The following is a 12,338-nucleotide window of genomic DNA, read 5'->3' on the forward strand; positions in this document are numbered from 1 at the left end:
TTAAAAGGAGTAAATATGAGCCAACTCATTGAAGGTTTTTTAGGCAAGAATATTGATGGTAAAAAAAGTAAAATGCCAGCAAAACTTGACTATATTCAAAGTGCAACAGGCTTGATTTTAGGTTTGTTTATGTGGGCACATATGTTTTTTGTTTCTACCATTTTGGTTAGCGATGATTTTTTTGATTCAGTAGTTCATTTTTTAGAGCTTAAATTTATCATTAATAGTCCTATGATGAGCTATATTACTTCTTTCTTAGCAGCCTGTGTTTTAGTTATTTTCTTTGTACATGCAGGTCTTGCAATGAGAAAATTTCCAATTAACTTCAGACAATATCAACTTTGTAGAACACATTTAAAATACATGAATCACGGTGATTCTTCTTTATGGTGGGTTCAAGCGGCAACTGGTTTTGTAATGTTTTTCTTAGGTTCTGCACATTTGATTTTTGTAATCACAAATGCAGATAAAATTAGTGCTGATATGTCAGGTGATAGAGTTATAAGCCATTTTATGTGGTTATTTTATATTGCTTTGTTAATCTGTGTTGAATTGCATGGAAGTATTGGTCTTTATAGACTTTGTGTAAAATGGGGTTGGTTTGAAGGAGAAAACGCTAAAGAAAGTCGTAAAAAACTAAAAAAAGCAAAATGGTTTATCAGTGTTTTCTTTTTAGTTTTAGGTGTATTAAGCTTAGCTGCTTTTGCAAAAATAGGCTTTAGCAATTATCAAAATAATTCTGTAGCACAAATAGTAAAAACTTATGATGGAGCTAAATATGAATATACAATATAGTGATGCTTTAGTTATTGGTGGTGGTCTTGCAGGTTTAAGAGCTGCTATTGAAGTTGCAAAAAGCGGTCAGAGTGTAACTTTATTAAGTATTTGTCCAGTTAAAAGATCTCACTCAGCTGCTGTACAAGGTGGTATGCAAGCTAGTTTAGGAAATAGTGTTAAAGGTGAAGGTGATAATGAAGATGTGCATTTTGCAGATACAGTAAAAGGGTCTGACTGGGGCTGTGATCAAGAAGTTGCAAGAATGTTTGCCCAAACTGCTCCAAAAGCTGTGCGTGAGCTTGCTGCTTGGGGTGTGCCTTGGACTAGGGTTACAAAAGGACCTAGAACTGTAGTTATCAATGCTCAAAAAACAACTATAGAAGAAAAAGAAGAAGCACATGGTCTTATAAATGCAAGAGATTTTGGTGGTACTAAAAAATGGAGAACATGTTATATTGCTGATGCAACAGGACATTGTATGTTATATGGTGTGGCAAATGAAGCGATTAAACATCAAGTTAAAATCATTGATAGAATGGAAGCAGTAAGAATTATTCATGATGGTAAAAAATGTCTAGGAGCTATTGCTAGAGATTTAACTAATGGAGAATTAATCGCTTATGTTGCTAGAGGAACTATGATTGCAACTGGTGGTTATGGTAGAATTTACAAACAAACTACAAATGCTGTTATTTGTGAAGGTACAGGAGCTGCTATTGCACTTGAAACTGGACTTTGCAGACTTTCAAATATGGAAGCAGTTCAATTTCACCCAACTCCAATCGTTCCAAGTGGTATCTTACTAACTGAAGGTTGTAGAGGTGATGGTGGTATCTTAAGAGATGTTGATGGTTACCGTTTTATGCCTGATTATGAGCCTGAGAAAAAAGAACTTGCAAGTAGGGATGTTGTAAGTCGTAGAATGATGGAGCATATTAGAAAAGGAAAAGGTGTAAAAAGCCCTTATGGAGAACACTTGTGGCTTGATATTTCAATTTTGGGTCGTGCTCATGTTGAAAAAAATCTTCGTGATGTTCAAGATATTTGTAAAACATTTAATGGTATTGATCCTGCTGATGAGGGTCCAAAAGGTTGGGCTCCGGTTTTACCTATGCAACACTATTCAATGGGTGGTATTAGAACAAAACCAACCGGTGAAAGTCAATGGTTAAATGGTCTTTTTGCGTGTGGTGAAGCAGCTTGTTGGGATATGCATGGATTTAACCGCTTAGGTGGAAATTCATGTTCAGAAACCGTTGTAGCAGGCATGATCGTAGGAGATTATTTTGCACAATATTGTAAAGAAAATGGTAATGATATTGATACAAATGTTGTTAAATCTTTCCTTTCTAAAGAGTATGATTATTTAAAATCTCTTGTAAGTAAAGAAGGAAAACATGATGTATTTGAAATCAAAAATAGAATGAAAGATATCATGTGGGAAAAAGTAGCTATCTTTAGAACAGGTCAAGGTCTTGAAGAAGCTGTTAAAGAGCTTGAAGAGTTATATCAAAAATCACTTGATCTAAAAGTGCATGATAAAGAATTAAAATGTGCAAATCCAGAGCTTGAAGAAGCTTATAGAGTTCCAAGAATGTTAAAAATCGCTTTATGTGTAGCTTATGGAGCACTTTTAAGAACAGAAAGTCGTGGAGCACACTATAGAGAAGATTATCCAAAAAGAGATGACTTAAATTGGATGAAAAGAACTAATACTTACTGGGTAGAAGGTGAAAGTATGCCTAGAATTGAGTATGAAGATCTTGACATCATGAAAATGGAAATTCCACCTGCATTTAGAGGTTATGGTGCTAAAGGAAATATTATTGAAAATCCATTGAGTGAAAAACGCCAAGCAGAAGTAGATGCGATCCGTGAAAAAATGGAAGCAGAAGGCAAAGGAAGATATGAAATTCAAAATGCTTTAATGCCTTATGAACTACAAGCTAAATTTAAAGCACCAAATCAAAGAATAGGAGTTGATTATGAGTAGAAAATTAACAATAAGAGCATTTAAGTATAACCCATTAAGTAAAATTTCTAAGCCTCATTTTGTTACTTATGAGCTTGAAGAAACTCCATTTATGACAATTTTTGTGTGTTTAACTCAAATTAGAGAAAAAATGGATGCAGATTTGAGTTTTGACTTTGTTTGTAGAGCAGGGATTTGTGGAAGCTGTGCTATGATGATTAACGGTAAGCCAAAACTTGCTTGTAAAACTTTAACAAAAGATTATCCAGATGGCGTTATAGAGCTCATGCCTTTACCAGCATTTAGACACATTAAAGATTTAAGTGTTAATACAGGCGAGTGGTTTGATGGTATGTGTAAACGCGTTGAAAGTTGGGTACATAATGAAAAAGAAACAGATATTTCAAAACTTGAAGAGCGTATTGAACCAGAAGTAGCTGATGAGACTTTTGAGCTTGATCGTTGTATAGAGTGCGGAATTTGTGTTGCTTCTTGTGCGACTAAATTAATGAGACCTGATTTTATTGCAGCTACCGGTCTTTTAAGAACAGCTAGATATTTACAAGATCCACATGATCATAGAACCATAGAAGATTTTTATGAATTAGTAGGTGATGATGATGGTGTATTTGGATGTATGTCTTTACTTGCTTGTGAAGATAATTGTCCAAAAGAACTACCTTTACAAAGTAAAATCGCTTACATGAGAAGACAGCTTGTCGCTCAAAGAGACAAATAATCCTAGCCCCCAAGAAAAGGGGGCTTTTAAAACACTACTAAAACAAATTTGGCAAAATCATAGCGTATATCTTGATATAAATACTCTTTTTGATGAAAGTTTGGTTGATACTCAAAAAGCAGCAATCATTTTAAGCACTAATCTTGATAATTATGAAAGATTTAGTGCTTTAAATGAATTTAAAAATTTAATGAAAAGTTTAAATTTACGCTTAGATCTTTATAGCATACAATATGCTCAAGTTTGTTTTATTAATGCTTTAAATTTAGGAATTTTAGACAAAAATGAGCTTTTAAAGGCTTTAGAAAAACTTCAAAAAATTACTGATAATACTTTAGTTTATACTTTTGTGTCTAATCAAATAGTTATCCAAAAAGATTATAAACAAGAAGTTAAAAATTCTCATCAAACATTAGATTATATTAATCAAAACTTGCAAGAACTTTGTGAAGATGTAAAAGTTCAAAAACTTTTACAAGATGCTTTGCTTAAATTCAGTAATATTGATTTTTCAATCGCAGTAACTGGAGTGGTAAATGCTGGAAAATCAAGTATGCTAAATGCACTTTTAAAAAAAGATTTTTTAGGTGTTTCTAATGTCCCAGAAACTGCAAACTTAACTATTTTAAAATATGGTCAAAATCAAAGAGCAAAGATTTATTTTTGGGATAATCAAGAATGGCAAAATATTTTAATAAGCTCTAAAGACAATCAAGATATGCAAGAACTTATAAAACAATTAGAGCAAAATTTTAACCTAAATGAGTATATTGAAAAAGAAAATAAAAATATAGAAATAAATTTTGATGAATTAAAAAACTACACTAGTGCAAAAAATAAAATTTCAGCATTAATTAAAAAAATAGAACTTTTTTCAACACTTGATTTTTTAAAAGATAATGTTTATATAGTTGATACTCCAGGACTTGATGATGTTATTATTCAAAGAGAGCTTTTAACAAAGGATTTTATTAAAAAGGCTGATTTTTTAATCCATCTTATGAATGCTTCTCAAAGTCTTAGTCAAAAAGATTGTGATTTTATTATAGAATGCTTGCTAACTTCAAGAGTAAGTAAGCTTTTAATCGTTCTTACTAAGGCTGATTTGCTTAGCCAAAAAGATTTACAAGAAGTAATTGGCTATACTAAAAATAAACTCAAAAATACTCTAATGCAAAAACAATTAAACCAAGAATTATTAGATAGTGTAAATTTTGTGTGTATTTCTTCGAAATTAGCTAATGATTTTTATCAAAATAAAGGTGGCAATTTAGAACAAAGCAATATTTTAACACTACAAGAGCAAATAGCTAAAAGTTTATATAGTAAAAATAAAATTGCTTTAAATGCTTATAAAAAAGAATTATTATTGCATTTAGAAAAAATCGAAGAAAAAATCAATTTTTCTAATAAAATATTAAATTATGAAAATTTTGAACTTGATAAGCAAAATAAAACAATAATTGATGATTTTAAATCAAAAAAAGAAAAATTAAATCAAGTAAAAGCGGAATTAAATGCTATTTTTAATACAAAAAATGAAAATACTCAAGAAGTTTTAACACTTTTACATTTATTAGCTAAGAAGTTAAAAGAAAAACTCATAGATGAGTTGAAGTATAATCAAAATAATAAAATCAAAAACAATACTCAAAGATTAAATACTATCATAGATACGACTTTAAAAGATGGTATTTTTGATCTTTTAAGAGAATTAAAATACCAAAGTGAATATAAAATTAGCGAGATTAAAAATATATTAAGTATTAAATATGATTTTTTAAAAGATATTTTAGAGCAAAATTGTGATGATTTTAAAAGTAAGGTTGAAGCAAAAATAGAAGGTATTTTTAATGATAAGATTTTTTTTGCTTTAAAATCAGATCTTTTAGAAAGCATCATGCAAAATAAAGATATTTATAAATTACAAACTACATTGGAAGATCAAATTTTAAAACAACTACAAACTTTTGGTATAGAAACGATAGCAAATGAGCTAAAAAACAATCAAGAATTTTTTACAAATTTAGAGTATAGTTTAAATTTATATGAAAAAGAACAAGAAGAACAAATTAAAGACTTGAAAGATTTGATTTTACAAATAGAACAAAATGAAAAAAATACCAAAGAGCTTTTAGAAAAAAACAATGCAAAATTACAAAGCTTAAAGACTTTAAAAGCGGAGCTTTTAAATGCAAAGTGATTTGATTAATGAATTTTTAAAAGCTTACGAAAATGCTTATTGTAAAAGTTTTGATGATAGTTTTGAAGGAAAAATCCTTGCGATAAAAAATGCCTTTTTAGAGCCAAGTTTGCATTTAAACGATACTTTTCTTAAAGATCTTGAAATGATTATAGCTAGTTATAAAAAAGCTGTTAATGTAGCTATTATAGGGCAGTTTTCTAGTGGTAAATCTACGCTTTTAAATTTAATTTTGCAAAAAGAATGTTTGCCAACAGGTGTGGTTCCTGTTACCTTTAAGCCTACTTTTTTGCGTTATGCTAAGGAGTATTTTTTAAGAGTTGAATATGAAGATGGTAGTGATGAGGTTGTAGATATAAGTGAGCTTTCTAAATTTAGTGATCAAAGAAATAAACTAAAAGAAACCAAAAGTTTGCATCTTTTTGCACCTATTGAGCTTTTAAAAAATATTACTTTGATAGATACTCCAGGGCTTAATGCAAATGATATTGATACGCTAACTACTTTTAAAGAACTTTCTTTTATGCATAGTGCAATTTGGCTTAGTTTGATTGATAATGCGGGTAAAAAAAGTGAAGAAGATGCCATAAAAGCAAATGCTAAGCTTTTAGAGCGTGGTGGAATTTGTGTGCTTAATCAAAAAGATAAACTAAGTCAAGAAGAGCTAGAAAATGTTTTAAACTATGCACATTTAGTGTTTGATAAATATTTTGAAAAAATCATAGCAATTTCATGCAAAGAAGCAAAGTTTGATTTACAAAAGTCAAATTTGCCTTTGCTTTATGAGTATTTGCAGGAGCTTGATTATGAGCGTATTAAAAAAGATTTTATCAAAGAAAAGCTTAGTGATTTGTGTGAGCTTTTATCAAATCAATATAATTTGTTTCAAAATGCTCTAGAGCAACTAGAGCTTAAATTTAACGCTATTTTACAAACTTTTGAAGCAAATGAGCTTGAACAAAAAATTAAGATTTTAAATCACAATTGTTTAGATAAATTAAAATTAGTGGGTGAAAAAATCTCCCAAGAAATTTTAAAATTTATTAAAGAAAAAGATAGTAGTTATTACAAAGAAGCTAAGGGTTTGTTTAAGAAAAATCTTTATGAGAAAATTGCTTATAAAGCACCGTATCTTTCAAGTGATGATGCATTTTTGGCTATGTTTTATCACTCTGAAACAATGAATAAAGAATTTAAAAAGCTAAAAAATGAAATTGCTTTAGAATTTAGTCAAATTAAAGATGATTTTTCACAACTTTTTACTAATTTAGAAGAACAAATTTTGCTTTTTAAAGCACAATTTTCAAATTTACAAAAAGAAAATGCTTTGGAGAGTGAAAAAGAATTTGCTAGTTTTAGAAGTTTTGCTAGTGCTAGTGAGGAATTTTTTGTAAAAGATTTTAAGCAGTTGTTGTTTAAAAGTCAGCTAGAACTTGATTTATTTTTAGAAAAACTTAATCTAAAAGCATTGGCAAATTATGAAAGTGCTACTAAGCTTACTTTGGGATTTTTTAGTGCTAAAATGAATGCAAGTAAAGAATTTTACGAGCTTGATAGTACAGAATTTAGCTTATACCATCCAAAAGCAAGTGAAGTTCATCAAAGAGTATTAACCGAGCTTAATGTCTATGAGTTTGAAGACTTGCTGTTAAATAAGCCTGTGGTTTTGAAAATTTATAAAAATTATGTGCAAAGTTTTATTGATTTTATCGAAGCTAAAAGGCAGATTATTTTAAATTTAAAAAACGAATTTGAGACTAAAAAATCAATGATTTCTAGCATCAAACTTCAAATTTCTAAACTTTAAAATTTTCTAATAATATTTTTTTTAAGATTTTAAAAATTATATATTTGAGAGTTTTTTTACACCATTTGTTATAAAAGTATGCAAAAGCTTATTTTTTATATTTCTTGAATTTGTAAGTTCTAGTATTTATCTTTATTTGTAGTGGATAAATAGAAATAGGCTAAAGATTTTTTCTAAGCAAAGAGCTGATTTCTAAACTTTTTGCTTTATTTTGAAGTAAAATTTCTTCTAAAATTTCTAAATTCTTTGGCGAAAGAAATTCAAGAAGTTCTAAGAGATTGCTATAGTTTTGGTGAGAAATTTTGTTTTTATAAAGTTTGCGGACAATTTTAAAATTTTCTTCTTTTTTATCACTGAAAAGCTCTTGTTCAAAAACCCCTAAAGCATCAGCAATAAAAGGTATCATATCTGCTTTTATGTCGATATTTCCATTTAAGTAAGCATAAATACTTGAAAGTGTAGGAATTTCTCCTGTTTTATTTGCTCTCATTCCTAAATTTATTAAGCGATTAGCTAGTTCTTTTTTGCTGATGTTTTTCTCTTTTAAAATTTCATTGATTCTATTGACAACTTTCATTTTCCTACTTTTAATCTATAGTTTATCTGTAATTTTAAGCTAGTTTATTATTGTAAAAGTATAATTTAAGTATTGATTATCTATAATATTATAGTTTTTCAATAAAAACTAGGAGTTATATTTGGCAAAATTATCTATCATCATTCCTTTTGGCACAAGTAAAGAGCGTCCTTATATCAAAGAAAGAGTGATAAACAAGGCAAATGAATATAAAAGTGATGATTTAATCGAATATATTTTTGTAGAAGGTTTTTCATCTTTAGAACACAATGAGCTTAAAAGTCTTATTGAAAGTAAAGGACATCGTTATTTTAAAGATGAAATACAGCAAATCAATAAGGCTTTTTCACTAGGACAATGTAGAAATTTAGGCATTATTAATGCAAAAAGTGATGTAGTAATGTCCTTGGATGTTGATTGTGTGATAAGCGAAAAAAATTTAGAAAATATTTTAGAGTTAATAAGTATAAAAGAAATAGATAAAAATCCTAATGCTTTTTTGGTCTTACCTTGTGTATTTTTAAATGAATTTGGAACTGAATTTTATTTAAATCAAAATTTTTACAATAAAGATATATTTTTTAAAAATGATCTCATTAGCGGAAAACGAGAATTTGTTAAATATTCTTTATGAAAGCCTCTTCTTCTGTCATTTTTAATCGCTTTAAATTTTTAGAGCTTGGTGGCTATGATAAAGATTTTAAAGGCTGGGGAAGTGAAGATTTTGATTTTCTAACTAGGCTTTTAAAAAATTGTGCTGAATTTGAAGCAATGCCTAGGGATTTAAGTTATTTTGCTAAAAACTGGGATTTTAATGAATTTAAAGGTTTTAGGGCGTGGTTTTCTTTAGCGGCAGAAGAAGCAATATTGCAAGGAATATATATTTATCATCTTTGGCACATTGAACCCAATCAAAATGGATATTTTAATAATAGAGATTCTAATCATCAAAAATTTTATCAAAGATTAAAAACTTACAAAAATATTTTTGATGGCCCTGATAGCTTAATAGAAAATGAAGCTAAAAATCGCAATGTTTTAGTATTTTTTCGACAAAACTCAAATATGCATAATAGTTTGCGAGCAATAATGCCTTATTTTGAAAAAACCATTTCAGCTAAAGAATACTATTTTTTCGATGAAAAAGATAGATTTGATTCTAAAAGTTTTTTAAAATTTTATCATCAAAATAATATCACACATATCATTTTTTCAAATTCTCACGCTAATGTGTCGGCGGAAAAATAAAAATACACCTTAGAAAAATAAAAATACACTTTTTGGTGTAATTTTAATTTTCCACAAAGCTTAAACTTAAAATGTAATTATTATATTTATTTTACTTTATTTTTCCAAAAATCAATATTTTTTTATCAATTTTGGATTTATTTCAGCTTCTTTTATTAAATCATTTATACAATCAATTCTTTTTTGCCTAGATTTAATGGTTTTTAGTTTCTTAGCGTCTTCATAATACTTAACACATTGATTTTCAAAAAGACTTACATCATAATTATCTTTTAAAAACTGAATGATATCAGCAATTAAACCATAAGCTTTAGGGTGTCTTTTTTGTATTTTTTCTTTCATTTCTAATGCAAGTTTTTCTATCTTCTGCAGTATCTTTATTTTTTGATTTTAAAGCTATATCAACGCTTTCTTCTGCAATTTGAATAAATCTTAACACTTCTACATATTCATCATTTATTATTTAAAAGCAAGTTATGTAAAAATTTTTCTTGCTCATTTATAGAAAGGCTTTTGTATTCTTTATATATTCCTTTATATGAGTCTTCTATTTTTTCTAAATCTTTTTGTTCTTTTTTTATTTTAAATTTCTCATTTATTTTTTGCATTTTTTGCTTATATTTATTCCAAATTTCTTTTAGCGACTTATTTGATATGTCTTTATATAAAGGGTTTAAAGAGTGTAAAATTACTCCATTATCTTGTTTTAAAACTTGTTTGATAAAAAGTCCATCTTTAGTATTGACTACATAAATACTTCTATCTTTGATAATTGGTTCCATGCTTTCACCATAGCAAGTAATAAGCTCACAATCTTTTGTTTTAAAAAAATCTAATATCTTTTGATCTATTAATATGTTTTCAAAGTCTAAAATATCATTAATACCACCTCCACCTAAGCTAGCATTGGTTTTATATAGTTTTAAAATTTTATATTTGTATTCACATTCTAATTGATCTTTTGGAGAGCTTCCATAAAAGAAGTAATTAATACTAATATTTCTTTTTTCTAAGAAATTTAAAATATGTGCATAAGGAATGGAGTTTCTAAACTTCATTGAGTTAAATGTGTCTGGGTGGATACCTAATTCTTTAGCTATATCTTTTGTTTTTAAATTATTTTTGCCTTCACTTGCAAGTATGTCTTTTAACTTCTCAATTACTTCTTGCATTTGCATGTTAAATCCTTTTATTTTAATTTAAAAGAATTTAACAAAAAATTACAAAAAGCAATGAAAAGATTTTATTTTGAAAGGTTTAAATTATTCTATTAGTAGCTTTCTTAATACACTATTTTGTGAATTTATATATTTTAAAACAACACTTTTTTTTATTTTATTTTCATCTAAATCTAAAAAATCTAAATAAGCTTGAAATAAATTATTATTTAAATCATCATCAAATTTATGACTTGCAACCATATTCATAGAAAAATGATTAAAAAATTTCTTACAAAAATCGTTATTATTTTTAAATAGCTGTACTAATTCTTCTTTTTTAAAAAAATTATATTGCTTGATTGATTCGGGATAAAAACTACTTTCTATATTCTCATAGCTATTAATAAAAGCATTAATATTTTCATACTTGCTTGTTTTGTATTTTTCTTTGATATCTTCATAATAACGCTTCCATTTTTCATCTTTTAATAATTTTAAAAGATCTTTATCTGATTTATAATCATCGCGAAAATCAAATTCTAATTCTTCCATAACAAGAGCTTCTATATAGTGTTTATTGATTTTTTCTTCTATGTTGCTTAATTTTTTATTTGTAATTTGCGCATAGGTTGAAAGTAAAATTTGATAAAAACCATAAGAATAATGTGTCATTCCATTTTTTGAATAAAAGTCTATTTTTAGGAGTGAATTTTCAATATCTTTTACAAATTGTTCATCATTTAAATTACCTACCAAATATTCTATCTTGCAGTTTTGAAGTTTATAATAAAGATCAATTTTTAAAGTTTGATAAAAATCGCATCTTAGTTGATATTTTTCTTCTTTATTTAAATAAAACATATTTTTTAGATATTGTTCATAAAGATGGTAGTTTGAGGAAAAGTCATTTTTTTCTATTGTAATAGAAAGATATTTTTTAGTTTGAAATATTAATGATTTATAACTTAATTTTAGAGCATCTGAAAATGTTTTTTTATTATCATACTTGCAAAACAATAAAAAACAATGCTTGTTAAAATAATCTATATGCTCTAACACATGATATAGTAATCTTAGATTTCCATTGCATTGTTCCTTATATCTTTCGAAAATAATATTTTCAATAATATTTCTTATCTCATCTGTAATTTTAGTATATTTATTTACTTTATCTTTGATAATTGCTTTTGCTACTTCATCATTGTTTTTTATGGTTATTTCACAATCAATAACTTTCTCTTTGTATATTTGATACCAGTTTTTACTATTATATTGTTTAGCTTGTTCTTCTTTATTATTTTCAGTCAAAATGCCATCTTGTTCTTTTAATTCTTCCTCGTGAAAAATTACAACAACATTGCATTCTTTTTCTTCTTTGAGTAAATTCACAAGTCCTAAAATTTCTTTCAAAGATAGATTATCAGATCTTCTTTCTATGTTGTCAAAACACACAATAATATTATTAAAATCATCTTTTTTAGCAAAAGAAAAAATAGCATTAGGTTCTATTTTTATAAACTCATAACTTGCTTTTTCTATAAGCTTGCTTACAATATTGGAAGCTTTTTCTGTAATAGAATTATAAGTTCCATATAATTTAAAAACTATTTCTTCTAATATTTGCTTATAACTTTCTTTACCAAAAAGATCTATATAAACAATCTTTTTATCTGCATTTATTTCAGAAAGTTTATTTTCAACTTGCTTCCATAAATAAGTTTTACCTATACCCCAAGATCCATTTATAGCCAAACATTTTTTAGAGTTGCTATCTAAAAAATTTGCAATATTATCAATCTTATTCATTATATATTCCTATAAAATATTATTTATATAATTTTACAAAAATATTTAA

9 protein-coding genes and 2 pseudogenes are annotated in these 12,338 nt (G+C 27.1%); 7 read left to right on the plus strand and 4 right to left on the minus strand.

Going from position 1 to position 12,338, the window contains the following annotated elements; genetic code table 11:
• The first annotated feature begins 15 nt into the window (after positions 1–15).
• Genes CAQ16704_RS01690 through CAQ16704_RS01710 form a run of 5 tightly spaced genes read left to right on the plus strand, consistent with a single transcriptional unit; the run spans position 16 to position 7,498 of the window.
• The gene (locus CAQ16704_RS01690) at positions 16–795 is read left to right on the plus strand and encodes a fumarate reductase cytochrome b subunit (RefSeq protein WP_039666616.1); all 780 of its coding nucleotides are present in this window, start codon (positions 16–18) and stop codon (positions 793–795) included.
• Entirely contained in the window at positions 779–2,770 is a 1,992-nt protein-coding gene (locus tag CAQ16704_RS01695; protein WP_039666617.1) for a fumarate reductase flavoprotein subunit, read from the plus strand. The genes CAQ16704_RS01690 and CAQ16704_RS01695 overlap by 17 nt, the downstream gene beginning before the upstream one ends.
• The gene (locus CAQ16704_RS01700; RefSeq protein ID WP_039666618.1) at positions 2,763–3,488 is read left to right on the plus strand and encodes a fumarate reductase iron-sulfur subunit; all 726 of its coding nucleotides are present in this window, start codon (positions 2,763–2,765) and stop codon (positions 3,486–3,488) included. The genes CAQ16704_RS01695 and CAQ16704_RS01700 overlap by 8 nt, the downstream gene beginning before the upstream one ends.
• On the plus strand, positions 3,466–5,691 hold the full coding sequence (locus CAQ16704_RS01705) for a dynamin family protein (RefSeq protein ID WP_052244962.1): 2,226 nt from the start codon (positions 3,466–3,468) through the stop codon (positions 5,689–5,691). Before CAQ16704_RS01700 ends, CAQ16704_RS01705 begins: the two co-directional genes overlap by 23 nt.
• Complete coding sequence (locus CAQ16704_RS01710; protein WP_039666619.1) at positions 5,681–7,498, plus strand: dynamin family protein; 1,818 nt, start codon at positions 5,681–5,683, stop codon at positions 7,496–7,498. Before CAQ16704_RS01705 ends, CAQ16704_RS01710 begins: the two co-directional genes overlap by 11 nt.
• Positions 7,499–7,658: 160 nt before the next feature.
• Here CAQ16704_RS01710 and CAQ16704_RS01715 read toward each other — a convergent pair whose 3' ends face one another.
• Positions 7,659–8,075 carry a helix-turn-helix domain-containing protein gene (locus CAQ16704_RS01715; protein ID WP_039666620.1) on the minus strand — a complete coding sequence of 139 codons (417 nt, stop codon included), beginning with the start codon at positions 8,073–8,075 and terminating at the stop codon, positions 7,659–7,661.
• Between the two features lie 121 nt (positions 8,076–8,196).
• On the opposite strand from CAQ16704_RS01715, the gene CAQ16704_RS08495 reads away from it, so the two are divergent.
• Both CAQ16704_RS08495 and CAQ16704_RS08500 read left to right on the plus strand, forming a co-directional pair.
• Complete coding sequence (locus tag CAQ16704_RS08495) at positions 8,197–8,709, plus strand: glycosyltransferase (RefSeq protein WP_052244963.1); 513 nt, start codon at positions 8,197–8,199, stop codon at positions 8,707–8,709.
• Positions 8,706–9,323, plus strand: a complete 618-nt coding sequence (locus CAQ16704_RS08500; protein ID WP_052244964.1) for a galactosyltransferase-related protein — start codon at positions 8,706–8,708, stop codon at positions 9,321–9,323. The genes CAQ16704_RS08495 and CAQ16704_RS08500 overlap by 4 nt, the downstream gene beginning before the upstream one ends.
• A gap of 86 nt (positions 9,324–9,409) precedes the next feature.
• On the opposite strand, the pseudogene CAQ16704_RS08550 reads toward CAQ16704_RS08500, so the two are convergent.
• The 3 genes and pseudogenes from CAQ16704_RS08550 to CAQ16704_RS01735 form a co-directional block, all read right to left on the minus strand.
• Positions 9,410–9,850: pseudogene (locus tag CAQ16704_RS08550) on the minus strand (hypothetical protein); the annotation flags it as partial.
• A 114-nt stretch (positions 9,851–9,964) separates the two neighbouring features.
• Positions 9,965–10,501: pseudogene (locus tag CAQ16704_RS08285) on the minus strand (S24 family peptidase); the annotation flags it as partial.
• 84 nt (positions 10,502–10,585) lie between these two features.
• Positions 10,586–12,289: a KAP family P loop domain protein gene (locus tag CAQ16704_RS01735; protein ID WP_039666621.1), complete on the minus strand. Its 1,704-nt coding sequence runs from the start codon at positions 12,287–12,289 to the stop codon at positions 10,586–10,588.
• Positions 12,290–12,338 lie beyond the last annotated feature (49 nt).

The sequence above is a fragment of the Campylobacter sp. RM16704 genome, assembly GCF_000816245.1.
Classification (GTDB): domain Bacteria; phylum Campylobacterota; class Campylobacteria; order Campylobacterales; family Campylobacteraceae; genus Campylobacter_D.